The organism is Mesorhizobium sp. M0145, assembly GCF_040322355.1.
Taxonomy (GTDB): Bacteria; Pseudomonadota; Alphaproteobacteria; order Rhizobiales; family Rhizobiaceae; genus Mesorhizobium.
This window is the reverse complement of record NZ_JAMYTK010000003.1, coordinates 386,781-412,274: the sequence shown is the minus strand read 5'-3', so window position 1 is coordinate 412,274 and position 25,494 is coordinate 386,781. Positions and strand designations below refer to the sequence as shown.

Here is a 25,494-nt window from a genome sequence, read left to right as displayed (position 1 = left end):
CGCGCCCGGCGGCATGGGCGAGCTTCGCCGTCTGCCGGATCGCCTCCTTGGCGCGCGGCGGGTCCCACAGATAGCCCTCGAAATAAGTGACGGCCGCGCCCGACGCCTTGTCGGCCTCGACGTCCTCCGGGCCGAGTTCGACGCAGGCGCCGAGATAGGTGTTCATCGAGCGCTCGCCGTCCGGCGTGACGAAGATCATCGAGCGCGCCGTCGGTGGCTCGCCGCTGAGCGGCCTGGTGTCGAAGGCGACGCCCTGGGCATGGATGTCGTGCGCGTAGATTTCGCCGAGCGCGTCGTTGGAGACCTTGCCGAAGAAGGCGGCGCGGCCGCCGAAGGAGGCGACGCCCGCCGCCGTGTTGCCGGCGCTGCCGCCCGAGGCTTCAATGGCCGGGCCCATGCGGCTGTAGAGCAGTTCGGCGCGCCTCGTGTCGATCAAATTCATCGCGCCCTTGATGATGCCGTTCGTCTCCAGGAACGCCTCGTCGCACTGGGCGATGATGTCGACGATGGCATTTCCGATACAAAGCACGTCATAGTCCGGCATCAATTCATGTCTCCGCCAAAAACCCACCGGCTTTCTGCCACGCCGGGCGCGGGCGGGTCTAGCGGTTTGATGCGGCTTTGCCTAGGCCGCGAGTTATAAATCCGGGCAGAACGCAGATGCTTCGTATCGCGCGGTTTGCGCTTGTCTCGCGACCTGTCTCCGCCTATCCCGAAATATCGCCCACGGGCCTCGTTTGACATGGAATTGGAAACGCCGTGATCCTCGACGCCGCCCGCGCCGCCTTGAGCCGCCTGTTCTCACCCGAATTCCGTTCCGTGTTCCTGAAGACGCTGGGGCTGACCTTGCTGGCGCTGGCGGCGCTTTGGTTCGGGATCAAGAGCCTGTTCGAATGGCTGGCCTGGCCGTGGATCGATGCATGGCTGCCCGCCCTACCCTCCTGGGCCGGATGGCTGGGCGCCGTCGTCGCCGGCATCGGCCTTGCGCTGGGCTTGGCGCTGCTCATTGCGCCGGTGACGGCGATCATCGCCGGCCTGTTCCTCGACGACGTCGCCGAAGTGGTCGAGCGCACGGATTATCCAAACGACCCGCCCGGCCGCGCCGTGCCGGCGTTGCGCTCGCTGGTGCTGGCGATCCGGTTTTTCGGCGTCGTCATCCTCGGCAACATCGTCGCCCTGCTGCTGCTCTTGGTGCCGGGCATCAACATTGCCGCCTTCTTCGTCGTCAACAGCTATCTGCTCGGGCGCGAGTTCTTCGAGTTCGCCGCCATGCGCTTTCGCCCGGAGGCCGAGGCCAAGGCGCTGCGCAGAAAGCACTCCATCACCGTGTTCCTGGCCGGGCTGGTGGTCGCCGCTTTCCTCGCCGTGCCGCTGCTCAACCTTCTGACGCCGCTGTTCGCCGGCGCCATGATGGTGCATCTGCACAAGGCGATCTCGGCACGGGAAGGGAGCTAGCGCAGCAGAAAGCCGCGCCCCAGTTCATCATCGTCCTCGACGATGAATTCGGCCCGCCCTGAGTAATAGGCGCGGCCGCCGACGCGGGCGATGATGGCGTCATGCGGCCCGGCTGTGGCCGTGCGTACGACGGCGCCGGAAAAGCGCGAGCCGGCGATGCTCTCGAACAGCCGCGTCCGGCCAATCTCGATCTGGCCCTTGGCGTGCATGGCCGCCAGCCGCGCGGTGACGCCGGAGCCGGTCGGCGAACGGTCGACCTCGGCCTCGGCGAAAACGCAGATGTTTTTGGTCGGCGTATCGGAGAACGCATCCTGTCCGTCGGTCAGGATGGTGCCGTAGAGAAAGGCGAGATCGGCATGGTCGGGATGCAACAGCGGCAATTCGGCCTTCAGCTTATCAGTCAGCGCGGTCGCCGCATCGACGAAATCGCGCACGCGGTTCCTGCCAAATTCCAGCCCGAACTGGCGGCAGTCGGCCAGTGCATAGAAGGCGCCGCCATAGGCGACGTCGAAGCCGACCACGCCGTAGCCCGGCAGCTCGATCCGCTGGTCGCCGGCGAACAGAAACGCCGGCACGCTTTCGAAGGACACCGCGCCGGCCTTGCCATCCCTTACCTCGACCGCAGCCGAAATCAGCCCGCATGGCGCCTCGATGTTGACGGTCGTCATCGGCTCGCGTGGCGCCACCAGCCGCTCGTCGACGGCGTAGCGGCCGAGCGCGATGATGGCGTGGCCGCACATCGTCGAATAGCCCTCATTGTGCATGAACAGCACCGCGAGGTCGGCGCCCGGCAGGTCGGGCTCCACCAGCAGCGCGCCATACATGTCGTAATGGCCGCGCGGCTCGAACATCAGGATCTTTCTGAGATGATCGAGATGGTCGCGCACATAGGCACGCTTTTCGAGGATCGTGCCCTTGGGAATGTCGGGGTAGCCGCCGGTGACGATCCGCAGCGGCTCGCCGCCCGTGTGCATGTCGACGACGGTGAGCGTCATTCGCCGGGCCCCACCTAGGAAGATTTGGCAAACAGCGCCTGCAGCTTGCCGAACGGCATGGCGGCGCGGGTGAAGCCGAAGGTGCCATCCTGCTGGATCTCGCGCGCCGCGGTCTCCAGCATGCCGAAGGCGAAATTGGTCAGCCATGGGCCGAGCGAGATGCGCTTTACCCCCGCCATGGCAAGATCGGCGATGGTGAAGCCGGGCCTGGCCATGACGTTCACCGGCTTGGTCAGCGCCGAGCAGACGGTTCGCACCATCTCGATGTCGCCCAGGCCCGGTGCATAGAGCACGTCGGCACCGGCTTTCTCGAAAGCCTGCAGCCGCTTGATCGTGTCGTCGAGATCGGGCTTGCCCCACAGGAAATTCTCGGCCCGCGCGGTGAAGACGAAATCGCGTTTCAGTGCCCGTGCCGCTTCCGCCGCCGCCGCGACGCGATCGACGGCATGCGAAAAATCATAGATCGGCTTGGCGGGCTCGCCGGTATGGTCCTCGATCGAGCAGCCGGCGAGGCCAGCCGCCTCGGCGGCGAAGATGGTCTCGCCGGCACTTGTCGCGCTGTCGCCCTTGCCCTTTTCGAGGTCGGCCGAAACCGGCAGCCCGGTCGCCGCTGACACTTCACGGCAATGATGGATCATCGCCTCGAACGTCACCGCGCCGTCCGGCAGGCCGCGCGAAAAGGCAAAGCCGGCGCTGGTCGTGGCCAGCGCCTTGAAGCCGAATGAGGCCAAGAGCTTGGTCGTGCCGACGTCCCATGAATTGGCCATGACGAAGATCGATGTATGCAGGTCGCGAAAAATCTTGCCCTTATCCATGGATGCTCCCCTCCGGTGCGGATTATGAAGGAAATTCTAGCCCGGCGGAACGCGCCGGGCAAATAATTGCGGTTGGCTCAGAAGCGTTTGGCGTTCTCTCCTGCCAATCGGTCCAGCGCATCGGAATCCTTGACGTAACGCGAAGCGTTTTTGTCCCAATGATAGGTGACGGAAATGTCGCGCGAAGACGCCTCTGGCGGCGGCTGGCCGTCGCAGCTTTCATCGCCCGGCACTGTCGCGTCGGTCACCGTAACCTTGATGGCTGCATAGGGCTGGCCGTCGGCCGTCGCCTGGAAGGCCGCATTCTGCGTCCTTCGGTTGGTGCAGAGGTTTTCGTCGAACGTATAGATCATGTCGATCAGCTCGAACCTGTCGTTGCGGACCATGACCAGCGGCGCGATCACATAGCCCTGGCTCGAATTGAAATGCGTGCTCGTGGTGATGATGACGTCATCGCCGGGCCCGATCGACAGCTTGCCCGGATCGCGAAAGTAGGTGCTGCGGTCGACGGCAACATTGACCGCGTCGAGCAAGGCCGGCTTGCCGGTGATGTCGTAGAGTGCCAGCACTGCATAGCCCTCGGCGCTGTCAGGCGAGTCGCCGAGGTCGAGCAGCATCGCCAGCCGGTCCTTGCCGCCGGCCTTGATGTCGAGCACGTCGCCGCTGGAAAGACCCGACGTCGCCGGCGGCGAGCCGTCGTAGTCCGGTCCAGCGATGTGGCGCATCTCGATCGGAATCGAACCCCGGAAAAAGCCGTCCTTGTCCGCCGCCAGATCGGGAATGACCATCCTGGCGAGATCGAGATAGGTGACATCGCCGTGGCCGGGGACAGCGCTGCCGAGCTCCGGGAAGCTGACGGCCTCCGCGCTAGCCGTCGTCCAAAGACAGGGCAGCAGCAGGCAAGCAAAGATGAAACGAAGCAGGGAGAAGGTCATGCGCGCGCGCTCGTTATGTCGGGCGCGCGCAAGCTAGAGCATTTTGCGGCCAGGAGGAAACACCTGGGGTTGCCTCACTATGTTGGCTTGGCTTGGCTCGCCAGGGTCTGCTGGAAAACCGGCACCAGCTGATCCATGGCGGCTGCGAGCCACGTGCCGAGTTCGTCGGGCAGAGTATCGTGAATCCAGACCAGGCGGCTCCGGCCCTCGCCCTCGGCAAAGACCTGCATGGAGGTGTTATCGTGAGTGACCTCGTCGACGAGCCATCCCCACACGATCCGCCGGCCCTGCTCGTCGCGGGCGATGAGCCGCTCTCGCACGATCTTGCCGTCGGCGAAAGTAAGGACCCGTACGTCGCCCTCATCCACCCGGCAGTCGACGAAAACGCCTGGGGCTATCCGTTGGGCGCCGCCGGCGAAGTCGCCCACCGTCGCCCATACGCTTTCCGGTGAAGCATCTACGATGATTTCCCTGACTATCGAAGCCATGTTTCGCCTTCCCTTCGTTAACAGGTAGACCTGTCTGTCGACATATGGATGTATACAGACCTGTCTGCTATACGGTCAAGGCATGTCCGCAGCCCGAATCAACGATCGTCCCGAAAGTCTTGCGCGCCGCCGCATCCTCGATACGGCGACCGCGCTGTTTTCTCTGGAGGGGGTCCGTGCAGTCGGCATCGACCGCATCATCGCCGAGGCCGGCGTTGCGAAGGCGACGTTCTATCATCACTTCGCGGCCAAGGACGACCTCGTCCGCGCCTATATCGAGGAGATCAGCAAGGGAGGACGGGCGGCAATCGCGAGCCTTGGCCGGCGGCCACCTCGCCTGATGATCCTTGCCGTATTCGATCTCATTGCCGATGCGGCGGATCAGCCGGGCTACCGCGGCTGCCCGTTCCAAAATGCCGCGGCCGAATACCCCGACCCGAGGAGCCCGGTTCGCGAGGCAATCGATAAGCATCGTCACTGGAAGTGGGGCATCCTCAGGGATCTGCTGATCGCTGACGCAAATCCCGATCCGGACCGCACCGCGGACGCGCTAACAGTGGCGGCCGACGGCCTGCTTGTCGTCAGTCATCTCGACAGGCCGGCCAATCTGCGCACTCTCATACGCGACACGGTCGACCGAGTACTTGGGGCGCCGCGCCCGGTCTGAGATCTGGCGCGCATGCAGCCTGCGCAAAGGCGATCAGTGGATCGGCACCAGCCCGGCCAGTTTACGCATGTCGTCGAACAGGATGCCTCCGGCTTCGATCAGTCCATCGCGGTCGGAAAGCGGGTCGCCGTGGTAGGAATAGACGCGCATGCCGGCGGCGATGCCGGCTGCCGTGCCGGCGACGCTGTCCTCGATGACGATGCAGTCGGCGGGCGCGAAGCCCATCGTCGCTGCCGCATGCAGGAAGAGGTCGGGGAACGGCTTGCCGCGCGAGACCATGGTCGAGCTGAACAGCGCATGCTCGAATAGCGGCAGCAGCCCGGTCTGGCCGAGCGTGATGTGCATTTTGGACACCCGTGCCGACGAGGCGACACAGGTGGCGATGCCGGCGGCGTGCACGGTTTCGATGAACTCGCGAACGTTGGGGATGGCCTCGACGCCATGCGCGAACAGGTCCGGCAGGCCGGCGTTCCAGCGCTCGACGAAATCGGCGCCGAGGCTGACGCCGGTCGCCTCGACTTCCTTCTGCACCGAGACCATGCTGCGGCCGGAGAAATTCTTGCGGCAATATTCGAAGCTGGCCGGAAAGCCGGCCGCGGTCAGCCATTCGGCGAGGCGCCGATTGGCCAGGTTCTCGGTGTCGACCAGAACCCCGTCGCAATCGAAGATGACGAGCTTGGGTATTTTCATCAGGCCGTGCCGGTCGATCCGAAGCCGCCCGAGCCGCGCGTTGTGCCGCCAGCCAATGTGCGCTCCTCGACGGTCGCCTGCGTCACCGGGGCGAAGACGATCTGGGCGATCCGCATGCCGCGCGTCACCGCGAAATCCTCGTCGCCGAGATTGATCAGCAGCACCTTGACCTCGCCGCGATAGTCGCTGTCGATGGTGCCCGGCGTGTTGAGGCAGGTGAGCCCGTGCTTGAAGGCGAGGCCCGAACGCGGCCGGACCTGGCCTTCGACGCCCTCCGGAATTTCCAGGACCAGCCCGGTCGGCACCAGCGCGCGCTTTCCCGGCAGGATCAAAAGCGGCCTGTCGTCCGGGACGGCGGCGCGCAGGTCCATGCCGGCGGCGCCCGAGCTTTCATAGGCCGGAAGCGGCAAGCCCTCGCCATGCGGCAGCCTGACGAAGCCGACAGCCGGACCGATGACGGAGGTAGGATAAAGTGCTGCGCGCATGAGGCTGATCCTATCGTCGCGAACGCCGGTTCAGTCAACTCGGCGGCAATGCTATCAACGGCTTTCTTTCAGCACAGTTCCGCTTCAGCGCAGTTCCATCGGAACGACCGTGGTCTCCTTGATCTCCTCCATGACGAACGAGGCCGAAACGTCCGACAGCGCCACCTTGGCGATCAGCCGCTGGTAGAGCCGGTCATAGGCCTTCACATCGGCAACGCGGGCGCGCAGGACATAGTCGAGATCGCCGGACATGCGGTAGGCGCCGGTGATCTCGGCAAAGCCGGTCACCGCCGCTCGGAATCTTTGCAGCCAGTCGGGATCGTGGTTCGAGGTGCGGATCAGGATGAACACCGAAAGGCCGAGCCCAAGCTTGTCGGCGTCGACCAGCGCCACCCGGCCGGTGATGACGCCGTCTTCCTCCAGCCGCTTCACCCGGCGCCAGCAGGCATTGCGCGACAGCGATATTCTTGCCGAGAGCTGGTCGACGGACAGCGTGCCGTCGCGTTGCAGCTCGGCCAGCAATCTCCGGTCTATTTCGTCGATTTCCGGCGCCATGTGGGATGTTTGTCCCAAAATTCAGCCTTTCACAAGGACAATTTGAGACCGATGAACCGAACACCCATGCCAGTATACTCATCGCCGGCTCTTCATGCCGGCAGGAGGGATCGACATGACGGCACGGCTCGCAAGACTTTTCACCTCTCACCCGGCCGCGGTCGGCGAGAGCTATTTCGGCCATATGGCTTTCGCCGCATGGTTCTCGTCGCGATTGTTCATGGCGGCGTTTGCCGCGCTCGTTCATGCTTTCTTGCCGTTTCTGTTCGAGACCACGGCAAGCGGCATCATCCGTGAGCTCTATGAGCGGACGCACAACAGGGGACGGTAGGCCGTAGAGGCGCCGAGCGCGGCGAGGCCGCTGGACAGGGCCGCCCCTCAACGGGCCCCGCAGCGCAATCCCGATCAAGCGCCGCCATCGTCGAAATGTCGAGCCAGGCTTGCATCCACGCGCCAATCCGCCATTTTGAGGAGCGCGGCGCGATAGCCCGGAGCATTCACCATGGATATCGTCTTTTCCTCGACCACCAATCTGGCCGCGGCCATCCGCGACCGTACGGTTTCCGCAATAGAGGTGCTGGACGAGCATCTGGCGCAGATTGACAGGCACAATGAGGCGGTCAACGCAGTCGTAACCCTCGATCGGGACGGTGCGCGGCAACGCGCTGGCAAGGCCGACGAAGCCCAGGCGCGCGGCGAGGCCCTTGGGCCGCTACACGGCGTGCCGTTCACACTGAAGGACACGCACGAAACAGCGGGCATGAGAACCACTGTCGGCTTCCCGGCTTTCGCCGACTTTGCCCCGAGGGCAGACAGTCCGGTCGTTGCCTGGCTGAAGGCGGCAGGCGGCATACTGGTGGGCAAGACGAACGTGGCGACAATGCTCGGTGACTGGCAGTCGAGCAATCCGCTGTTCGGCCGCACCGGCAATCCCTGGAATCTCCAGCGCACCGCCGGCGGCTCCAGTGGCGGTGCGGCGGCGGCGCTCGGCACCGGAATGACGCCGTTCGAGGTCGGCACCGACATGCAGGATTCGATCCGGCTGCCCGCTGCCTTTTGCGGCGTCTGCGGCCTCAAGCCGACCGAGCACCGCGTCTCGCTCGCCGGCGCCTTCCCCGATCCAGGCGGGGCGCCGCGCAGCGTGAGGCTGATCTCCTGCCTCGGACCGATGGCACGCAGCGTCGAAGACCTGGTACTGATCTACCGCCTTATTGCCGGGCCGGATGGAAGCGATACCGACCTTGCGCCGGTACCGGTCGAAGACATGCCGGAGCTGGATCTGACGACGCTGCGCATTGCCTTCGCGCCGTCCTTCCCAGGTTTTCCGGTGGCAGGCGAGATCAGGGCTGCGGTCGAAAGCCTGGCAAAGGAGCTTCAGGCGGCAGGCGCGATCGTCGAGGAGGCCAAATTGCCGAAGCTCGACCTGCACGACGATCTGGAGCAAGGCGGCGCGCTGATCGGCATGATGCTGGAGGCGGCCCAGCCCGAACCGCGGGAGAAGCCGACACCGGTCTCGCGCTGGTTCGAGGCGCTCGCCCGCCGCGACCGCTCCATCCTGGCGTGGGAACGGTTCTTCGACGGCTGCGACGCCTTGCTGTGCCCGGTCGCCATGGCCACCGCCTTCCCGCATTGCGATCCGGGAACGTCGATCGAGGTCGACGGCGAGAAGCAAACCTACTGGATGCTGCCGGCCTATGGCGCGGTGTTCAACTACAGCGGCCACCCCGCACTGTCGCTGCCCTGCGGACAGGACAGCAATGGCCTGCCCATCGGACTACAGCTTGTTGGCAAACGCTGGTCGGAGTCGCGCCTGCTCGGGATCGCCAGGGCAATCGACCCGCTGGCCGGCGGCTTTCGCCGTCCGCCCGGTTATTGAGTAAACCGCCCCAGCCCGTAGGGATCAAGCAGCGGATCGCGCTCGCCATCGAGGATTTCGCGGGCGGCGAACAGGCCGACGGCCGGTGCCAGCGTGATGCCGGAATGCATGACCGCGACGTAGACGCCGCTCGTGCCTTCGGCGCGGCCAATGATCGGAAAGCCATCGACCGGCGTCGGCCGATAGCCAATGGTGTGGAAATCGAGTTCCAGCTCATCCGCGCCGCGCAGCATCGCCTTCATCGCCGCAAACAGGTCGCCGGCGGTGGCCGCAGCATCCATGCCGGGATCGGCGCCGCCGAAATCCGAGCCGGCGACGACGCGGCCTTCCGCCGTCTGGCGCATATGCAGTCGGTCGCCGATCACCAGGCCGTTGAGCAGCTTTTCGTAGGGGCGCGAATGCACGATCAGGCCGGGTGGCGTCTCGATCGGCAGTTCTATCCCGGCTATTGCCGCTAGTGCCGGAGAGCCGGCTCCGGCCGCGATCACCACCTCGTCGGCAGCAATCCGCCCGCCGGATGTATCGACGCCGGCAATCCTGCCGTTGGCTTGCACCAGAGCGGTGACGGTCGTCCCGGCTACAATTCGCGCGCCGCGCCGTTCGGCGTCGGCCAGCAGTGCTTGCGTGGCGGCGACCGGCTCGGCGACACCTTCCTCGGCGACATAAAGGGCGAAATCGGGAAGTTCGGCCAGATTGGGCTCGATACGCGCCGCTCCGGCACGGTCGACACGCTCGATGCCGTAGCCCCATGCGGAGTGCTCGGCCGCATAGGCCTCAAGTTCGGGACGTGGCAGGTCCCAGCACAAGCCACCGCACCACTGCAACGGGATGCCGGGCACCTCGTTCGCCAGCCGCGTCCATTCGGCCATCGACCGAATGCGTAGGCGGAAATAGACCTCCGGATTGCCCCAGCTGGCATTGATCCAGGCAAAGGAATTCGGTGTCGCGACGCCGCCGGCGCCGCTGTCGGCAATGACCGTCACCTTTGCTCCGGCCCTGGTCAGGTGCCAGGCGATGGAGGCGCCGATGATGCCGGCGCCGATGACAATCACTTCTTTCGCCGCTGTCATGCTTCACTCCTCGTTCCAACGCCACCACTGCGATGCCATTGCCCGTGGGTTCTGCCAAGAGCGCGCCGTATCAAATGTGCCTCTTGACTTTAATACGTACGTACGTATTGTACCCGGCATGGCTAGACATTCACTTCGCGAAAAACTCCTCGACGCCGGTTTCAAAACCATCTGGAATTCCGGCTATTCGTCCGCCGGCGTACGCGACATCGTCGCCGCGGCCGATGCCCGCCCGGGGTCCTTCACCAATCATTTTGTCTCCAAGGAGGCGTTCACCGGCGAGGTGCTGGACCGCTATTTCGCCTATGTGAGCGGTTTGGTGGAGCAGGCCCTTGCTCGGGACGGCACGCCCCCGGTCGGGCGCTTGCGCCGCTATCTCGAAATCATCACGTCGAAGCTGGAGGCGCATGATTGGGCACGGGGCTGCATGATCGGCAATCTCAGCCTCGAGACGGCGGCTCACAGCGAGGCGCTGAGGCTGCAACTCGTCGCCATTTTCGAACGCTGGCGTAAGCCCTTTGCCGAATGCATCGCCGAGGGCCAGGCGGCTGGCGACATCACCGACGCGTTCGATGCCGAGGACCTCGCCGATTTCCTGTTGAGTTCCTGGCAAGGCGCGATGCTGCGCATGAAGGTGGAGCGCAGTCCCGAACCGCTCGAGCGTTTCAAGAATATCGTCTTCAAAACAGTCTTCGCAAAAAGGAGCTGATCCGATGAACCCGAAACTCGAAAAGCAGCAATCCCGCACAATGTTGCCACGCTCGCAAGTCGCGGTGCTCGATTCCACCATCTCCTATGTCGAGGCAGGCACGGCTGGCCCGACGGTACTCTTCCTGCACGGCAACCCGACGTCGTCCTACATCTGGCGCGACATCATCCCGCATGTGGCGCCGTTCGGCCGCTGCATTGCGCCCGACCTGATCGGCTATGGCCAATCCGGCAAGCCGGACATCGACTATCGCTTCTTCGACCACGTCCGCTATCTCGACGCCTTCATCGAGACGCTTGGCATCACCGACATGGTTGTCGTCGCGCAGGACTGGGGCACCGCGCTCGCCTTCCATCTCGCGGCCCGGCGGCCGCAGCGGATCCTCGGCCTCGCCTTCATGGAATTCATCCGCCCCTTCGAGAGTTGGGACGATTTTCACCAGCGTCCGCAGGCGCGCGAATTGTTCAAGGCAATGCGCACGCCTAGCGTCGGTGAGAAGCTTGTCCTGGAAGATAACGTCTTCGTCGAAAAGGTGTTGCCGGCTGCGGTGCTGCGCACGATGAGCGATGAGGAAATGGCCTCCTACCGGGCACCGTTCCCGACGCCGCAATCGCGCAAGCCGATCCTGCGGCTGCCGCGCGACCTGCCGATTGAAGGCCAGCCCGCCGATGTCGCTGCCATCAGCGAGCACGACCATCGGGCGCTCCGGCTCTCTTCCTACCCGAAGCTGCTTTTCTCAGGCGATCCGGGGGCCCTCGTCTCGCCGCAGGCGGCACGGGAATTCGCGGCCGGCCTGAAGAACTGCCGGTTGATCGATCTCGGACCCGGCGCGCATTATCTGCAGGAGGACCATGCCGACAGGATCGGCGCCGCAATTGCCGAGTGGATTCCGGAGGTGGCCTTCGAGAGCCGAGCGACCGAATCGGCCTGACGTCGGGACGTGAACCGGCGGCTGCGGCAGCCGGAGAGGTCGACAGCTTAGCTCTGCCGGTGCCAAGCGATGGAGGCGCCAATGATGCCGGATCCAATGACGATGATGTTCTTGCTCGCGGCCGTGTACCTTCAAACGCCCAGGACTTCTTGCCCTCATTGCCACCATGGTACAGACTTGCCAAGAGCGTTGCCGGGACCGCTCTCGAAGCGGGTCGATGACGATCGCCTCACTGGAAACGTTCAGCTCAATCACATGAGGGTCATTTGCGCCGCTGGATAAAAGGGCTGGTTTTTGCTGCAGCCGGAGCCGCCATTGTCTATGCCGTCTTCTTCGGCCCGCTGCCGATCGTTCGATCTTGGTGGCAGGACGACAACTGGCTGGATCCTTTGCATAAGCGCCATCGCATTGCTGACGGTTTGGTGCTGACCGGGGCGTTGGTTGGGAAATCGCGGGCAGAAGTTGTTGCCATGCTCGGCGAACCGCCGAAGACGGACCATTTCGAGGACTGGAGTCTGGTTTATATTCTTGGTTCGGAAAGAGGATTTTTTTCGATCGACTCTGAATGGCTGGTTATGCGCCTGGATGACGCTGGCTCGGTCACGCAGGCGGCTATCGTCAGAGACTGAACCTGCTGCCGGGGTATCAGCGGTGTTTCCGTTCGACAGGCCGGAAAAGCGCTGCTAGAAGCCCGCGCCACAGACAGGATTCCATGAAATTGGCTGAAGACATCGAACAAGCGGTATCGCGCCGCCGCACTTTCGCGATCATTGCCCACCCCGACGCCGGCAAGACGACGCTGACCGAAAAACTGCTTTTGTTCGGCGGCGCTATCCAGCTTGCCGGCGAGGTCAAGGCCAAGAAGGACCGCATCCAGACCCGCTCGGACTGGATGAAGATCGAACGCGAGCGCGGCATTTCGGTGGTCACCTCGGTGATGACCTTCGAATACGAGGACACCGTCTTCAACCTGCTCGACACGCCCGGCCACGAGGATTTCGCCGACGACACCTATCGCACGCTGTCGGCGGTCGACAGCGCGGTCATGGTGATCGACGCCGCCAAGGGCATCGAGCCGCGCACGCTGAAACTGTTCGAGGTCTGCCGGCTGCGCGACATCCCGATCATCACCTTCGTCAACAAAATGGACCGCGAAAGCCGAGACCCATTCGACATCCTCGACGAGATCGAGCAGAAGCTGGCACTGGATACAGCGCCGATCACCTGGCCGATCGGCCGCGGCAAGACCTTTTCCGGGACCTACCATCTGGCGCTGAACGCGGTGCGCAAGGGCGACGCCGAAAAGGAGCGCACGCCGGTCAATGGACCCGATTCCAACCGCGTCGCCGGCCTGTTGCCGGAGAACGAGCGGGAGGCCTTCATCGAGGAGCTGGAGCTGGCGCGCGAGGCCTGTCGCCCGCTCGACCTCGATGCCTTCCGCGAGGGCCATTTGACGCCGGTCTATTTCGGTTCGGCGCTGCGCAATTACGGCGTGCGCGACCTGATCGAGGCGCTGGGCGCCTACGGGCCGCCGCCGCGCGCGCAGGAGGCCGACAGCCGCAAGGTCGAGGCGACCGAGGACAAGATGACCTCCTTCGTCTTCAAGATCCAGGCCAATATGGACCCCAACCATCGCGACCGCATCGCTTTCGTCCGCGTCTGCTCCGGCAAGCTCGAGCGCGGCATGAAGGCCAAGCTGGTGCGCACGGGAAAACCGATGAGCCTGTCGGCACCGCAATTCTTCTTCGCCCGCACCCGCGTCACCGCCGACGAGGCGTTCGCCGGCGATGTCGTCGGCATCCCCAACCATGGCACGCTGCGCATCGGCGACACGCTGACCGAAGGCGAGGAGATCCTGTTTCGCGGCGTGCCGAATTTCGCGCCTGAAATCCTGCGCCGCGTTCGCCTCGGCGATGCCATGAAAGCCAAGAAGCTCAAGGAAGCGCTGCACCAGATGGCCGAGGAAGGCGTCGTGCAATTGTTCTCGCCGGAGGACGGCTCGCCAGCCATCGTCGGCGTCGTCGGCGCCCTGCAGCTCGACGTCTTGAAGGAGCGGCTAAACTTCGAATACACACTGCCGGTCGATTTCGAGATGTCGCGCTTTTCCGTCTGCCGCTGGATATCGGCCGACGACAGGGCCGAACTCCAGCGCTTCATCGAGGCGCATCGCGGCGACATCGCGCGCGATCTCGACAACGATCCGGTGTTCCTCGCCCAGCACGCCTTCTCGCTCAACTACGAGGCCGAGCGCTGGAAGGCGATCCGCTTCACCGCGGTCAAGGATTATCAGGTCCGCGACAGAGCGGCTTGATGCGCCCCTTCCCTTCTCCCTTTGTGGGAGAAGGTGTCGCCGAAGGCGACGGATGAGGGGTGTTCCAGGAAACACCAACGTCTCATTCCGTCCAGCACCCCTCAACCGTCTCGGCGCTTCGCGCCGATCCACCTTCTCCCACAGGGGGAGAAGGAAAGATCGCGTTCGTTCACCCTTTCGCTGCCTCTTCGATCTTGGCGATGTCGATCTTGCTCATCTGCATCATCGCCTGCATCACGCGGCCGGCCTTTTCCGTGTCGGGGTCCAGCAGCAGCTTCGGCAACTGCTCGGGAACGACCTGCCAGGAAAGGCCGAATTTGTCCTTCAGCCAGCTGCACTGGCTGGGCTGGCCACCGCCCGCGATGAGCCTGTCCCAGAAATAGTCGACCTCTTCCTGCGTCTTGCAGTCGATGGAGAGCGAGACTGCCTGGGTGAACTTGAATTGCGGGCCGCCGTTGAGTGCCTGGAACTGAACGCCGTCGAGCTCGAATGAGACCATCAGCACCTTGCCCTCATTATCGCCGCTGCCCTTGGGCCAGCGCATCACGCTCAGCACCTTCGAATTCTTGAAGATGGAGATGTAATGGTTCATGGCCTCCTCGGCCTGGTCGTCGAACCACAGGCAGGGGGTGATCTTTTGCATTCTCTTGCTCCTCGGGCTGGTTTTGGCTTGTTTCACTCGCAAAACGGCCGGCTGGCAATTGATGCCCGGTCCCGCCGTCTGCTCAAGGACGCTCGAGCAAAACACGATCCGACAGCACTTCTGACTTTTTTACGGCCTGGACCGGCTGCGTCTTTGGCTGGCCGCTCGTTCCGCACCCTGGCGCAGCGCAAAATTGTGGCCAGACCAGAGTGTGCCGTCTATAAGGCCTGCGGCTCAATTCCGGTTTTCCGCACCTTTGGGCGCGACGCAGACAGCAAGGACAGTTCAATGCCCGCCTACCGTTCCCGCACCACCACCCATGGCCGCAACATGGCCGGCGCCCGCGGCCTGTGGCGCGCCACCGGCATGAAGGATTCGGATTTCGGCAAGCCGATCATTGCCGTGGTCAATTCCTTCACCCAATTCGTGCCGGGCCATGTCCATTTGAAGGATCTCGGCCAGCTGGTTGCCCGTGAGATCGAAAAGGCCGGCGGCGTCGCCAAGGAGTTCAACACCATTGCCGTCGATGACGGCATCGCCATGGGCCATGACGGCATGCTCTATTCGCTGCCGTCGCGCGAATTGATCGCCGACTCGGTCGAATACATGGTCAACGCGCACTGCGCCGACGCGATGGTCTGCATCTCGAATTGCGACAAGATCACGCCCGGCATGCTGATGGCGTCGCTGCGCCTCAACATCCCGACCGTCTTCGTCTCCGGCGGGCCGATGGAGGCCGGCAAGGTGGTGCTCGCCGGCAAGAGCCAGGCGCTTGATCTGGTCGACGCTATGGTCGCGGCCGCCGACGACAAGGTGTCCGACGAGGACGTCAGGACCATCGAACGCTCGGCCTGTCCGACCTGCGGTTCCTGCTCCGGCATGTTCACCGCCAATTCGATGAACTGCCTGACCGAGGCGCTCGGCCTGTCCTTGCCCGGCAATGGTTCGACGCTGGCGACGCATGCCGACCGCAAGCGCCTGTTCGTCGAGGCCGGCCACCTGATCGTCGATCTTGCCCAGCGCTATTACGAGCAGGACGACGACACCGCGCTGCCGCGCAGCATCGCCTCGAAGGGCGCCTTCGAGAACGCCATGACACTCGACATCGCCATGGGCGGCTCGACCAACACCGTGCTGCACATCCTCGCCGCGGCACATGAGGGCGAGGTCGACTTCACCATGGAGGACATCGACCGGCTGTCGCGGCGGGTGCCGGTGCTTTGCAAAGTGGCGCCGGCCAAGGCCGACGTCCACATGGAGGATGTCCACCGCGCCGGCGGCATCATGGCCATCCTCGGCCAGCTGGATAGCGCCGGGCTGATCAACCGCGACCTGCCGACGGTGCACACCGCAAGCCTCGGCGAAGCGCTCGATCATTGGGATATTTCGCGCACCACCAGCCAGAATGTCCGCGATTTCTTCCTGGCGGCACCCGGCGGCGTGCCGACGCAAGTCGCGTTCAGCCAGGACCGCCGCTGGGACGATCTCGATCTCGACCGCGAGAAGGGCGTCATCCGCTCGGCCGAACATCCTTTCTCCAGGGATGGCGGCCTTGCCGTGCTGAAAGGCAATCTGGCACTCGATGGCTGCATCGTGAAGACGGCGGGCGTCGATGAATCGATCCTGAAATTCACCGGTCCGGCAAGAGTGTTCGAAAGCCAGGACGCCAGCGTCAAGGCGATCCTGTCGAACGAGATCAAGGCCGGCGATGTCGTCGTCATCCGCTATGAAGGGCCACGCGGCGGACCCGGCATGCAGGAAATGCTCTACCCGACCAGCTATTTGAAGTCGAAAGGCCTCGGCAAAGCCTGCGCACTGATCACCGACGGTCGTTTTTCCGGCGGCACCTCCGGCCTGTCGATCGGCCATGTCTCGCCGGAAGCCGCGGAAGGCGGTCTGATCGGGCTGGTCAGGGAAGGCGACACGATCGAGATCGATATCCCCAACCGCACCATCAGGCTTGCTGTCGACGACTCCGAACTCATCGCCCGTCGCGCCGCGATGGAGGCCAGGGCAACGGCTGCCTGGAAGCCCGAAGAAAAGCGCAAGCGCAAGGTGACGACGGCCTTGCGCGCCTATGCGGCGATGGCGACAAGTGCCGCCAAGGGGGCGGTGCGGTACGTGCCGGAATAGAGGCTTTTCCTTCTCCCCTTCTGGGAGAAGGTGGATTGGCGCGCAGCGCCAAGACGGTTGAGGGGTGCTGGACGGAGTGTCGTCGGCGCCAAGCTGGAACACCCCTCATCCGGCCGCTTCGCGGCTACCTTCTCCCACAAGGGGAGAAGGGAAGGGCCGCGCCTGAAGGTTCCGCCTTGCGGCAGCACGCTGCATGGAAAGAAACGGCTTTTTTGAACGAGGTGGCGCTAGATGGATTTTGACCTTGTGGTGCGCGGCGGGACGCTGCCCGACGGCAGGATCGCGGATATCGGCATCGTCGGCGAAACGATCGCAGCGATAGAGCCCGAGCTGAACGTCAGCGCCGGCACGGCGATCGATGCCCATGGCAATCTGGTCTCGCCGCCCTTCGTCGATCCGCATTTCCATATGGACGCCACGCTTTCGCTCGGCATTCCGCGCATCAATGTCTCGGGCACGCTGCTCGAAGGCATCTCGCTTTGGGGCGAGTTGAAGCCGCTTCTGACCCACGAAGCGGTGCGCGACCGTGCGCTCGCCTATTGCGACTGGGCGGTGTCGATGGGCCTGCTCGCCATCCGCACCCATGTCGATGTTTGCGACGACCGCCTGCTGGCGGTCGAGGCGCTGCTCGACGTGAAGAAGACGGTTGGCCCCTATATCGACCTGCAGCTGGTCGCCTTCCCGCAGGACGGGTTTTACCGCTCGCCGACGGCGCGCGACAACACCATCCGGGCGCTCGACATAGGCGTCGATGTCGTCGGCGGCATTCCGCATTTCGAGCGCACAATGGCCGACGGCACGCGCTCCGTCACCGAGCTCTGCGAAATCGCGGCGAAGCGCGGCCTGATGGTCGACTTGCATTGCGACGAGACCGACGATCCGCTGTCGCGCCACATCGAGCAGCTTGCCTATGAGACGCAGCGGCTCGGGTTGCAGGGCAGAGTGGCCGGCTCGCACCTGACATCGATGCATTCGATGGATAATTACTACGTTTCGAAGCTATTGCCGCTGATTGCCGAGGCCGGCGTTTCGGCGATCCCCAATCCGCTGATCAACATCATGCTGCAGGGCCGCCACGACACCTTTCCCAAGCGCCGCGGACTGACGCGGGTCAAGGAGATGCTGGCGCAAGGCATCCGCGTCGGCTGGGGCCAGGATTGCGTGCTCGACCCCTGGTATTCGCTGGGCACAGCAGACATGCTCGACGTCGCCTTCATGGGCCTGCATGTCGCGCAGATGTCGAGCCCGGCCGAGATGGCGCGCTGCTTCGACATGGTCACCAACGTCAATGCCGCCATCATGGGCCTCGACCACCTTGGCCTGGCGGTCGGCAAGCGCGCCAGCCTGGTCGTTCTCGATGCCGGCAACCCAGTCGAGGCGCTGCGGCTGCGCCCAGAGCGTCTCTGCGTCGTCGCCAGGGGCAAGGTGGTGGCCGAGCGCAGCCGGCAGGACACGCGGCTTTCGATCGCCGGAAGGCCGGGCACGGTGAACCGGCGCCACGCTTAAAGCGCGTCGCGTTTGAACGGACCCACGCGACGCGCCTTAAGGTCTTGTTTTTAAGCGTGTCGTTATCGCAAAACCGCTGCACACTTTTGCGCGACATGCATTAGTCCAGCCGATTTCCGGCGCTGGTCTTACCGAATTCTCGATTTTCGCCTCGTCATGGCCGCAGCTTGCGACTACGACGCGGGTCACCGTACCCCACGGCGAGGAACCGGTAACGGAATGGCGCAGCCCGCAGCCCAGTACTCAACGATCATGAACGTGCTGCTGGCCGGCATCCTGCTGATGCTCGCCGGCGACTTCCTGTTTGCGCTGAACGACGCGATGGGCAAGTGGCTGGTCGCCAGTTTTTCCGTCGGCCAGGTCGTGCTGATCCGCTCGATCGGCGCGTTTTTCATACTCGGGCCGATGATTGCACATCAGGGCCCGGCCAAGCTGTTTCGCATGGAGCGGCCGGAGCTGCAGCTGCTGCGCGTGGTGATGACGACGCTCGACACGGCGCTGTTCTACGCGGCGGTCGTCTATCTGCCGCTCGCCGATGTGATGAGCTTTTACATGGCCGGGCCGATCTATGTGGCGGCGCTGTCGCATTTCCTGCTCGGCGAAAGGGTCGGCTGGCGCCGCTGGGCGGCGATCCTGGTCGGCTTCTGCGGCGTGCTGATCATGCTGAAGCCATCCTCGGCCGCGTTCTCCCTGTCGTCGATGTTCGCGCTCGCCGGCAGCATTTCATTTGCCTTCGCCATCATCCTCAATCGGCGGCTGCGCGGCACCAGCGACACCTCGCTGGTCACCTGGCAGACCGTCGGCACGCTGCTGGTCGGCGCTGCGTTGACCGTCGGCAGTTGGAAGACGCCGTCATCGCTCGATTTCGGCGCCATGCTGCTTCTCGGCGTCGTCTCCTGCGGCGCGCACCTGATGATCACCCGGGCGTTGAAGCTTGCCCCTGCCTCGACCTTGGCGCCGCTGCATTACAGCCTGCTATTGTGGGCAGTGGTCTTCGGCCTGGCCTTCTTCGGCGATGTGCCTGGGCCGCGCATCCTGGTCGGCTCGGCCATCGTCGTGCTGGCCGGCCTGTTCATCTTCCACCGCCAGAAGGTGGTCGACACGGTACCGCCCGAAAACGTGCCAAAGGGCGTGAACTAAAGCAATTCCAGGACGGTGTGAAAAGGCTTTCCGTCCACGACTGCATCAAAACAAAGCATAGAACGCGTCACATGGTGCCGTTTCGAAGCGGCGCGTTTTAGCGGCGCCTGATTATCGCTCTGAATAGCAGGAGAGTTCGGTCAAAAAATCCGATGTTTACATCGATATTTTGAGGTGTAAGTTGCCTGTCGGGCGTAATCCGAAATTGATTCTTGGTAGGGTAAGCAAGATCAATATTTCCGCGAAACTGCGGTAGAGGGGGGAAAGATGGGGAGTTTTTCTATATGGCATTGGCTGATAGTTTTGGTCCTTATCGGCTTGCCATTGGTGCTCGTTTTAAGAGCACCGCCAGCTGGTAGCAATCGTTTTGGGGACATACCGCATCAGATGAATTTTACTGAAGCTATTTCAAGCTTTTTCGGAAATTATGTGACTTTTTCGGGCAGAGCCGGCCGCTCCGAGTTCTGGTATTCCTATCTCTTCATTTTCATTATCTCTGTCGTTGCGATAATAGCTGATGCTGTTTTAAATAATGAAATTATCTCGTCCCTTTGGAATCTTGCCGTCCTTCTGCCGACACTTGCCATGACCACTCGCCGGCTGCATGACATCAACAGAAGCGGTTGGCATCAGCTCCTTGCGGGATTATTTCCCATCGGCACCATCGCGCTGATCGTCTGGTATTGCAAAAGGTCTGACGATACAGTGACAATGAGTGAATTAGAGAGGGTTTTCAAATAGAGGCCGACGTCCAGCGCTTTGCTCCAAGTCATGTCGCCTGACCCGCTCAATCGCAAAGCGCTTTTAGAGCATTCAAGCTTTTTGCTGGATCGCTGGAACTCTGGCACCGCTCTGATGTGGAATTGCTCTAACCCGTTCGCATCGCCGCAAGATGCCGCGAAAATTCCGGCGTCTCCATCAGTGCCTTGCAGCGCGCAAACCGGCCGTCGGCATAGGCGCGAAAGTCGTCGGCCGGATTTTTGTTGGCAAGCTGGATCAGTCCCCACAGCGTCCACAGCAGGTCGCACATCGCCTTGTAGATGACGATGCGGGCGCGCTCCGCCGGTCTCGGCTCGCCGCCGAAATAGGCCAGCGTCATCTCCTCGTCCTGCGCGGCGTCGAATTGCCCTTCGACGCTGAGGTCGCCGAGATCCCAGAGCGGATCGTTCATGCCGGAATATTCCCAGTCGACGATCCACATCCTGTCGCCCGTATCGAGAAAGTTTTCGCAGAGCGGGTCGCAGTGGCAGGCGACGATCGGCAGAGGTTGAGCCGCAAGTGCTGAGCGCACTGCCTCCGCCTCGCGGACCACATCGTGGTAGCCGGCAGGCAGGGCGACGTCCTTGGTCGACAGCACTTTCAGATAATCGTCGATCATCGCAAACAGCTCGAAGCGGAAGGGGAACACCGCGCCGGATGTGTGCAGTTTGCGAAAGGCCTTGCCGGCGCGTGCCGGACTGCCCGGCCGAGTCTTGAACTTTTCCGGTGACATCGTCTCGGCACCGGCAACGAAGCGGGTCACCAACACGCCGGTCTCGGCATCGACATGCAGCACATCGGGACTGACGCCGGCCTTCGCCGCTTCCCGCGCCGCGACTGCCTCGTTGGCGCGGTTGATGTATTCCTCGGTACCCTTGCCGGGGATACGCAGGCAGAAATCTCCCGCTCTGAAGACGAGATTGGTGAGGCCGCCAAGCCGTTCCAGCGGCCCCTCGTAGCCGGCCAGCACCGGAATAGCCGCAAGTGCGGCGCGCGCCCGGTCGTCCGCCATGGATTTCGCTCCTTTCCCCGTGTTATTGGGACGACGACGGTTCCACAGTTTTCGCCGTTTGGCTATGATCGCGTTGCGGATCGATACCAGGCGACGGAAAGCGATGACGGACAGCAATCAGCAGAGCGCACTCGCCGCAGCCTATGCGGCGAAGCGGCCGGAAGACGTCGCGGCGCTCTACGACAGTTGGGCAGGCACCTATGACGCCGACATGTCGGCGGCTGGCTATCGCCATCCCACCATCTGCCTTGCCTTGCTGGCCCGCCATCTGCCGCGCGGCGCCGCACCTCTCCTCGATGCCGGGGCAGGCACCGGGCTTATCGGCGAATGGCTTGCCATCACCGGTTATCCGCAGGTCGAGGCGCTCGACATCTCGGAAGGCATGCTGGCCCAGGCGGCGCGCAAGGGCGTCTATTCGGCGCTTCACTGCCTGGCGCTTGGCGGACCGCTGCCGTTCGTGGACGATGCCTATGCCGGGATCATCTCCGCCGGCGTCTTCACTTCGGGCCATGTCGGAGCCGAGGGGCTGGACGAGCTGATCCGCATCTGCCGGCCGGGTGGGGTGATCGTGCTGACGGTGAAGAACACGCTGTGGGATGCCGGGTTTGCCGCGCGGATCGCCGAGCTCGAGGCGCAAGCCACCGTCACGCGCGCCGAAGAGACGCTGCCCTATGTTTCGATGCCAGGCGAGGCCGATACCGTGCCGAGCCGGGGGCTGGTGCTCATCGTGAACTGAGGCTGAAACCGGAAGGCTCTACGCCTTCACCTTTGCTCCTGCCGGATCGTAAAGCGGCTCGAGGTGTATCTTAGCCGGCGTCCGTTCCATTGCCACCACCAGCTCGTAGTTGCCGGAAGTGAGGAAATCATCGTTGACGCCATCGGCATTGCGCACATAGCCGTAGCCGATGTTCTTGCCGATGGTGTAGCCATAGCCGCCGCTGGTGAGATAACCGACCGCCTCGCCGTTGCGCAGGATGGTCTCGCGCCCGAGCAGGACGATGTCCGGATCGTCGACCGTGAAGCCGGCAAAACGTTTCCTGGGCGGCGAACCGTCGACCTTCTCCAAGGCCCGCCGGCCGAGGAAATCGGTGTTTTTTCTGAGCTTCACCGCCCAGCCGAGGCCGGCCTCCTGCGGCGTGTCGTTGGGCGTGATGTCGGAGCCCCAGGCGCGGTAGCCTTTTTCCAGCCGCAGTGATTCCAGCGCCCGGTAGCCGACCGGGCGAATGTCGTGGACAGCGCCCGCCGTCATCAGCGCGTCGAAGACCTCGCCCGTCGCCGCGATCGGCGCATGCAGTTCCCAGCCGAGTTCGCCGACATAGGTGACGCGCAGTGCCCGGACGGCGTGGCCGGAAATGGCGATCTCGCGAACATGGCCGAACGGAAACGCGGCGTTCGAGACGTCGGCATCGGTCACCGCTGACAGCACGTCACGGGCGCGCGGCCCCATCAGCGACAGCGTGCCGAAATCCTCGGTGACGTCGGTCAGCGTCACGTCGAACTCCCTGCCGATATGATCGGCAATCCAGGAGAAATCATGCGTGCGGAAACCGGTGCCGGTGACGATGTAGAATTTCTCCTCACCGAGCCTCGCCACGGTCAAATCGGCCTCGATGCCGCCGCGCGTGTTGAGGAGCTGCGTGTAGGTCAGCCGGCCGACCGGCTTGGCGACGTCGTTGGCGCAGATCCAGTCCAGCGCCTTCAGCGCGTCCGCTCCGGTCATTTCGTATTTGGCAAAAGACGACTGGTCGAAAATGCCGATCTTTTCGCGCACGTGGCGGTGTTCGTCGCCAACGGCCGGGAACCAGTTCTGCCGGCCCATCGAATAGACGTCCTTCGGCTCGATGCCTTCCGGCGCGAACCAGTTCGGCCGCTCCCAGCCAAGTTTCGAGCCGAACACGGCGCGATGTTTTTGCAGCCGCTCGTACAAAGGCGAGACGATGCGCGGCCGGCCGCTGACATATTCCTCATGCGGAAAGCCGATCGTGTAGTGCTTGCCATAGGCTTCCAGCGTGCGGTCGCGGACCCATTGCCGGTCGCGGTGGAGATCGGAGAAGCGGCGGATGTCGACCACCCACAGATCGAGCGGCGCCTCGCCGTCGATGACCCATTGCGCCAGCACCCAGCCGGCGCCGCCGCCGGACGCGATGCCGAAGGCATTGAAGCCGGCGCCGACGAACATATTGGCGCATTCCGGCGCCACACCGAGGATGAAATTGCCATCCGGCGTAAAGCTCTCCGGCCCGTTGATCATCTGCTTGACGCCGGCATTGGCGAGCGCCGGGACACGCTCGATCGCCTGGCTCATATGCTGCTCGAAATGATCGTAATCATCGTCGAACAGCCGGAACTCCCAATCGTCCGGCACATCGCCGCCCGGCAGACCGGTCGTCCACGCCTGCGGGTTCGGCTCGTAGCCGCCCATCACCAACCCGCCGACCTCCTCCTTGAAATAGGTGCGGCGATCGGGGTCGCGAATTGTCGGCGCGTCGGTCGGCAGGCCATCGATCTTTTCGGTGATGATGTACTGGTGCTTCACCGGCTGCAGCGGCACGTTTATGCCGGCGAGCGCACCCACCTGCCGCGCCCATTGCCCGGCGCAGTTCACCACCTTGTCGCAGGCGATATCGCCCTTGCTGGTCTTTACCGCGGTGATGCGGCCGTCTCTCATTTCGAAGCCGGTGACCCGCACCTCCTCGAACAATTTTGCGCCATGCATGCGCGCACCCTTGGCCAGCGACTGGGTGATGTCGGAAGGGCTTGCCTGACCGTCGGTCGGCAGCCAGGACGCGCCGACGAGGTCGCCGGCTTCCAGCAGCGGCCACATTTCCTTGACCTCGGCCGGCGACAGCAGATGCATGTCCATGCCGAAGCTCTTAGCCGTCGTTGCCAGCCGCTTATACTCGGTCCAGCGGTCGGCATTGGTGGCGAGGCGCAGGCAGCCAGTCATCTTCCAGCCGGTGGCGAGGCCGGTTTCGGCTTCCAGCCCCTTGTAGAGATCGACCGAATATTTGAGCACGCGCGTGATCGACGCCGACGAGCGTAGCTGGCCGACCAGCCCGGCAGCATGCCAGGTCGAACCCGAGGTCAGTTTGCCCTGTTCGAGCAGCACGATTTCGGCCTTGTGGTCGCGCGCCAGATGATAGGCCGTCGAACAGCCGATGATGCCACCGCCGATGACGACGATCCCGGCCTGGGCGGGCAAGGTCATGTCCGCGTCCCGTATTTTGTCCTGTAGTTTTCCAGGGCGGCTTCGAGCCGCGCCAGGTTTTCGTCGGCGTAGGCGGCGTAGTCGACACCGGGCGCGTCGAGGTAAAGCTCGGAAACCATGCCCCACATCGCCTCACGCAGCAGCGACGCGCATTGCATGGCGGCGTGCGAGCGCCGTATCGCCGGGTCCGGCTCCTTCATGAAATAGGCGGTCAGGAAGGCGAAGGACTCCTCGTCGCTCATGCCTGCATTCGACGCCGCGCCGGCAAGGTCGAACATCGCGGTGTTGAAGCCTGCATATTCGAAATCGATGAGCCACAGCCTGTGACCGTCGTCGATTATGTTAGCCGGCAAGAGGTCATTATGGCCGAAGACGATCGGCAGCAGCTTTTGCGCGCGCTCGAGCTCGTCCGCCAGCGTCAGCAGGCGCGGCAGTTCGCCCAGCTTGCGGCTGCGGCCTTCCTCCAGCGTGCGCGCATAGTCGCGAATGACATGGAATACCCAGAACATGAAGCCGGCGCCGGAGACATGACCGGGCATCTCCCGGTGGAAACCGCGCAGCAACGCGGCAACGCGGCCGAGATCGGCGCGCACGTCCTGCGCGACATAGGCCTTGGCGCCGAGATACTCCGTCACCATGACGCCGGGTCCAGTGTAGTGGACGGCCGGAGCGAAGCCTGCCGCGTGCGCTGCCCGCGCCGTCATCATCTCGCGCTCGCGAAAGACATGGTGGAACGGATAGTCCTGGCCGAGCCGCACGACGTGCCGCCCGGCCGCGTCCTTGATCAGATAATTGGCATTGCTCAGCCCGCCCGGCAGCGGCGCGATGTCGATGCTGCCGGTCCAGCAAGGCAGCGCACGGATGCGGTCTTCGACAGTCACGATCTCGTCCAACATTGGGTCAATTTTCCACGCATGTCATGGCTGGCCAGCGATGACAATCGGACGGAGGAATGGAGGCAACGCGAAGATCTCGTCGGTGCAGATCTCGGGATCGGTATCCCGCACCGCACCGACGAGCCCCTTTGTGCCGGGTTCTTCGACGCCGGCATCCGCCCCCGCGGATCCTGAATTTCGGTACCCTTGCACCCGACGATCTCCCGGGCGTTCGG

The 25,494-nt window shown here is 63.6% G+C and carries 26 protein-coding genes; 13 read left to right on the top strand and 13 right to left on the bottom strand.

Annotated elements, in window-relative coordinates:
* Nucleotides 1-544 (bottom strand): adenosine kinase (locus tag NKJ28_RS08975; protein WP_352635030.1); only part of this gene is annotated, 544 nt, incomplete at its 3' end.
* A gap of 215 nt (nt 545-759) precedes the next feature.
* Between NKJ28_RS08975 and NKJ28_RS08970 the strand changes: the two genes are divergently transcribed.
* Nucleotides 760-1,455, top strand: a complete 696-nt coding sequence (locus tag NKJ28_RS08970) for a sulfate transporter family protein (RefSeq protein WP_352635028.1) — start codon at nt 760-762, stop codon at nt 1,453-1,455.
* Here NKJ28_RS08970 and NKJ28_RS08965 read toward each other — a convergent pair.
* The 4 genes from NKJ28_RS08965 to NKJ28_RS08950 all read right to left on the bottom strand — a co-directional run bounded on the left by NKJ28_RS08965 (nt 1,452) and on the right by NKJ28_RS08950 (nt 4,688).
* Nucleotides 1,452-2,450 carry a proline racemase family protein gene (locus NKJ28_RS08965; RefSeq protein WP_352635026.1) on the bottom strand — a complete coding sequence of 333 codons (999 nt, stop codon included), beginning with the start codon at nt 2,448-2,450 and terminating at the stop codon, nt 1,452-1,454. The genes NKJ28_RS08970 and NKJ28_RS08965 overlap by 4 nt on opposite strands.
* Nucleotides 2,451-2,464: 14 nt before the next feature.
* The gene (locus tag NKJ28_RS08960; protein WP_352635024.1) at nt 2,465-3,265 is read right to left on the bottom strand and encodes an isocitrate lyase/PEP mutase family protein; all 801 of its coding nucleotides are present in this window, start codon (nt 3,263-3,265) and stop codon (nt 2,465-2,467) included.
* Between the two features lie 77 nt (nt 3,266-3,342).
* Complete coding sequence (locus NKJ28_RS08955; RefSeq protein WP_352591185.1) at nt 3,343-4,200, bottom strand: hypothetical protein; 858 nt, start codon at nt 4,198-4,200, stop codon at nt 3,343-3,345.
* 77 nt (nt 4,201-4,277) lie between these two features.
* Entirely contained in the window at nt 4,278-4,688 is a 411-nt protein-coding gene (locus NKJ28_RS08950) for an SRPBCC family protein (protein WP_352591182.1), read from the bottom strand.
* 82 nt (nt 4,689-4,770) lie between these two features.
* On the opposite strand from NKJ28_RS08950, the gene NKJ28_RS08945 reads away from it, so the two are divergent.
* Nucleotides 4,771-5,355: a TetR/AcrR family transcriptional regulator gene (locus NKJ28_RS08945; protein ID WP_352591179.1), complete on the top strand. Its 585-nt coding sequence runs from the start codon at nt 4,771-4,773 to the stop codon at nt 5,353-5,355.
* Between the two features lie 33 nt (nt 5,356-5,388).
* Here NKJ28_RS08945 and NKJ28_RS08940 read toward each other — a convergent pair whose 3' ends face one another.
* The 3 genes from NKJ28_RS08940 to NKJ28_RS08930 form a co-directional block, all read right to left on the bottom strand.
* Complete coding sequence (locus tag NKJ28_RS08940; RefSeq protein WP_352570216.1) at nt 5,389-6,045, bottom strand: HAD family hydrolase; 657 nt, start codon at nt 6,043-6,045, stop codon at nt 5,389-5,391.
* Nucleotides 6,045-6,530, bottom strand: a complete 486-nt coding sequence (dut, locus tag NKJ28_RS08935; protein ID WP_023717930.1) for a dUTP diphosphatase — start codon at nt 6,528-6,530, stop codon at nt 6,045-6,047. The genes NKJ28_RS08940 and dut overlap by 1 nt, the downstream gene beginning before the upstream one ends.
* Before the next feature lie 84 nt (nt 6,531-6,614).
* Nucleotides 6,615-7,085 (bottom strand): Lrp/AsnC family transcriptional regulator, encoded by a 471-nt coding sequence (locus tag NKJ28_RS08930; protein WP_023676368.1) that lies wholly within the window; start codon nt 7,083-7,085, stop codon nt 6,615-6,617.
* 115 nt (nt 7,086-7,200) lie between these two features.
* On the opposite strand from NKJ28_RS08930, the gene NKJ28_RS08925 reads away from it, so the two are divergent.
* Both NKJ28_RS08925 and NKJ28_RS08920 read left to right on the top strand, forming a co-directional pair.
* Complete coding sequence (locus NKJ28_RS08925; RefSeq protein WP_352469961.1) at nt 7,201-7,416, top strand: DUF6356 family protein; 216 nt, start codon at nt 7,201-7,203, stop codon at nt 7,414-7,416.
* Nucleotides 7,417-7,587: 171 nt separating this feature from the next.
* The gene (locus tag NKJ28_RS08920; protein WP_352635021.1) at nt 7,588-8,961 is read left to right on the top strand and encodes an amidase; all 1,374 of its coding nucleotides are present in this window, start codon (nt 7,588-7,590) and stop codon (nt 8,959-8,961) included.
* Here NKJ28_RS08920 and NKJ28_RS08915 read toward each other — a convergent pair.
* Nucleotides 8,955-10,031, bottom strand: coding sequence for an NAD(P)/FAD-dependent oxidoreductase (locus NKJ28_RS08915; protein WP_352635019.1), 1,077 nt, complete (start codon nt 10,029-10,031; stop codon nt 8,955-8,957). The two genes, NKJ28_RS08920 and NKJ28_RS08915, sit on opposite strands and share 7 nt — an antisense overlap.
* Before the next feature lie 118 nt (nt 10,032-10,149).
* On the opposite strand from NKJ28_RS08915, the gene NKJ28_RS08910 reads away from it, so the two are divergent.
* The 4 genes from NKJ28_RS08910 to NKJ28_RS08895 all read left to right on the top strand — a co-directional run bounded on the left by NKJ28_RS08910 (nt 10,150) and on the right by NKJ28_RS08895 (nt 13,982).
* Nucleotides 10,150-10,740 (top strand): TetR family transcriptional regulator C-terminal domain-containing protein, encoded by a 591-nt coding sequence (locus tag NKJ28_RS08910; RefSeq protein ID WP_352591167.1) that lies wholly within the window; start codon nt 10,150-10,152, stop codon nt 10,738-10,740.
* Nucleotides 10,741-10,744: 4 nt separating this feature from the next.
* Complete coding sequence (locus tag NKJ28_RS08905; protein ID WP_352635016.1) at nt 10,745-11,671, top strand: haloalkane dehalogenase; 927 nt, start codon at nt 10,745-10,747, stop codon at nt 11,669-11,671.
* 266 nt (nt 11,672-11,937) lie between these two features.
* On the top strand, nt 11,938-12,300 hold the full coding sequence (locus NKJ28_RS08900; RefSeq protein ID WP_352635014.1) for a hypothetical protein: 363 nt from the start codon (nt 11,938-11,940) through the stop codon (nt 12,298-12,300).
* Nucleotides 12,301-12,383: 83 nt separating this feature from the next.
* Nucleotides 12,384-13,982, top strand: a complete 1,599-nt coding sequence (locus NKJ28_RS08895) for a peptide chain release factor 3 (protein WP_502898214.1) — start codon at nt 12,384-12,386, stop codon at nt 13,980-13,982.
* 169 nt (nt 13,983-14,151) lie between these two features.
* Here the strand turns inward: NKJ28_RS08895 and NKJ28_RS08890 are convergent, their stop codons facing one another.
* A complete protein-coding gene (locus NKJ28_RS08890; protein WP_352635012.1) occupies nt 14,152-14,625 on the bottom strand; it encodes a VOC family protein in 474 nt (157 codons plus the stop codon).
* 288 nt (nt 14,626-14,913) lie between these two features.
* On the opposite strand from NKJ28_RS08890, the gene ilvD reads away from it, so the two are divergent.
* The 4 genes from ilvD (at nt 14,914) to NKJ28_RS08870 (ending at nt 20,145) form a co-directional block, all read left to right on the top strand.
* A complete protein-coding gene (gene ilvD / locus NKJ28_RS08885; RefSeq protein WP_352635010.1) occupies nt 14,914-16,758 on the top strand; it encodes a dihydroxy-acid dehydratase in 1,845 nt (614 codons plus the stop codon).
* 231 nt (nt 16,759-16,989) lie between these two features.
* Nucleotides 16,990-18,264, top strand: a complete 1,275-nt coding sequence (locus tag NKJ28_RS08880) for an amidohydrolase family protein (RefSeq protein ID WP_352577792.1) — start codon at nt 16,990-16,992, stop codon at nt 18,262-18,264.
* A 219-nt stretch (nt 18,265-18,483) separates the two neighbouring features.
* On the top strand, nt 18,484-19,404 hold the full coding sequence (locus NKJ28_RS08875) for a DMT family transporter (protein WP_352635008.1): 921 nt from the start codon (nt 18,484-18,486) through the stop codon (nt 19,402-19,404).
* Between the two features lie 267 nt (nt 19,405-19,671).
* Nucleotides 19,672-20,145, top strand: a complete 474-nt coding sequence (locus tag NKJ28_RS08870; RefSeq protein ID WP_023676357.1) for a DUF805 domain-containing protein — start codon at nt 19,672-19,674, stop codon at nt 20,143-20,145.
* Nucleotides 20,146-20,272: 127 nt separating this feature from the next.
* On the opposite strand, the gene NKJ28_RS08865 is transcribed toward NKJ28_RS08870, so the two are convergent.
* Nucleotides 20,273-21,175, bottom strand: coding sequence for a phosphotransferase (locus tag NKJ28_RS08865; protein WP_352635006.1), 903 nt, complete (start codon nt 21,173-21,175; stop codon nt 20,273-20,275).
* Nucleotides 21,176-21,278: 103 nt separating this feature from the next.
* Between NKJ28_RS08865 and NKJ28_RS08860 the strand changes: the two genes are divergently transcribed.
* On the top strand, nt 21,279-21,911 hold the full coding sequence (locus NKJ28_RS08860; protein WP_352568327.1) for a class I SAM-dependent DNA methyltransferase: 633 nt from the start codon (nt 21,279-21,281) through the stop codon (nt 21,909-21,911).
* An 18-nt stretch (nt 21,912-21,929) separates the two neighbouring features.
* On the opposite strand, the gene NKJ28_RS08855 is transcribed toward NKJ28_RS08860, so the two are convergent.
* Nucleotides 21,930-24,383, bottom strand: coding sequence for a GcvT family protein (locus tag NKJ28_RS08855; RefSeq protein ID WP_352635004.1), 2,454 nt, complete (start codon nt 24,381-24,383; stop codon nt 21,930-21,932).
* Nucleotides 24,380-25,264 (bottom strand): phosphotransferase, encoded by an 885-nt coding sequence (locus tag NKJ28_RS08850; protein WP_352635066.1) that lies wholly within the window; start codon nt 25,262-25,264, stop codon nt 24,380-24,382. Before NKJ28_RS08850 ends, NKJ28_RS08855 begins: the two co-directional genes overlap by 4 nt.
* Nucleotides 25,265-25,494 lie beyond the last annotated feature (230 nt).

Bases quoted from the DNA above. Each gene is read 5' to 3' on its own strand.
- ilvD (WP_352635010.1), top strand. From the start codon at position 14,914: ATGCCCGCCTACCGTTCCCGCACCACCACCCATGGCCGCAACATGGCC.
- NKJ28_RS08950 (WP_352591182.1), bottom strand. From the start codon at position 4,688: ATGGCTTCGATAGTCAGGGAAATCATCGTAGATGCTTCACCGGAAAGC.
- NKJ28_RS08955 (WP_352591185.1), bottom strand. From the start codon at position 4,200: ATGACCTTCTCCCTGCTTCGTTTCATCTTTGCTTGCCTGCTGCTGCCC.
- NKJ28_RS08880 (WP_352577792.1), top strand. From the start codon at position 16,990: ATGGATTTTGACCTTGTGGTGCGCGGCGGGACGCTGCCCGACGGCAGG.
- NKJ28_RS08865 (WP_352635006.1), bottom strand. From the start codon at position 21,175: ATGGCGGACGACCGGGCGCGCGCCGCACTTGCGGCTATTCCGGTGCTG.
- NKJ28_RS08870 (WP_023676357.1), top strand. From the start codon at position 19,672: ATGGGGAGTTTTTCTATATGGCATTGGCTGATAGTTTTGGTCCTTATC.
- NKJ28_RS08965 (WP_352635026.1), bottom strand. From the start codon at position 2,450: ATGACGCTCACCGTCGTCGACATGCACACGGGCGGCGAGCCGCTGCGG.
- NKJ28_RS08875 (WP_352635008.1), top strand. From the start codon at position 18,484: ATGGCGCAGCCCGCAGCCCAGTACTCAACGATCATGAACGTGCTGCTG.
- NKJ28_RS08855 (WP_352635004.1), bottom strand. From the start codon at position 24,383: ATGACCTTGCCCGCCCAGGCCGGGATCGTCGTCATCGGCGGTGGCATC.
- NKJ28_RS08905 (WP_352635016.1), top strand. From the start codon at position 10,745: ATGAACCCGAAACTCGAAAAGCAGCAATCCCGCACAATGTTGCCACGC.
- NKJ28_RS08890 (WP_352635012.1), bottom strand. From the start codon at position 14,625: ATGCAAAAGATCACCCCCTGCCTGTGGTTCGACGACCAGGCCGAGGAG.
- NKJ28_RS08920 (WP_352635021.1), top strand. From the start codon at position 7,588: ATGGATATCGTCTTTTCCTCGACCACCAATCTGGCCGCGGCCATCCGC.
- NKJ28_RS08960 (WP_352635024.1), bottom strand. From the start codon at position 3,265: ATGGATAAGGGCAAGATTTTTCGCGACCTGCATACATCGATCTTCGTC.
- NKJ28_RS08930 (WP_023676368.1), bottom strand. From the start codon at position 7,085: ATGGCGCCGGAAATCGACGAAATAGACCGGAGATTGCTGGCCGAGCTG.
- NKJ28_RS08925 (WP_352469961.1), top strand. From the start codon at position 7,201: ATGACGGCACGGCTCGCAAGACTTTTCACCTCTCACCCGGCCGCGGTC.
- NKJ28_RS08945 (WP_352591179.1), top strand. From the start codon at position 4,771: ATGTCCGCAGCCCGAATCAACGATCGTCCCGAAAGTCTTGCGCGCCGC.
- NKJ28_RS08895 (WP_502898214.1), top strand. From the start codon at position 12,384: ATGAAATTGGCTGAAGACATCGAACAAGCGGTATCGCGCCGCCGCACT.
- dut (WP_023717930.1), bottom strand. From the start codon at position 6,530: ATGCGCGCAGCACTTTATCCTACCTCCGTCATCGGTCCGGCTGTCGGC.
- NKJ28_RS08940 (WP_352570216.1), bottom strand. From the start codon at position 6,045: ATGAAAATACCCAAGCTCGTCATCTTCGATTGCGACGGGGTTCTGGTC.
- NKJ28_RS08915 (WP_352635019.1), bottom strand. From the start codon at position 10,031: ATGACAGCGGCGAAAGAAGTGATTGTCATCGGCGCCGGCATCATCGGC.
- NKJ28_RS08910 (WP_352591167.1), top strand. From the start codon at position 10,150: ATGGCTAGACATTCACTTCGCGAAAAACTCCTCGACGCCGGTTTCAAA.
- NKJ28_RS08860 (WP_352568327.1), top strand. From the start codon at position 21,279: ATGACGGACAGCAATCAGCAGAGCGCACTCGCCGCAGCCTATGCGGCG.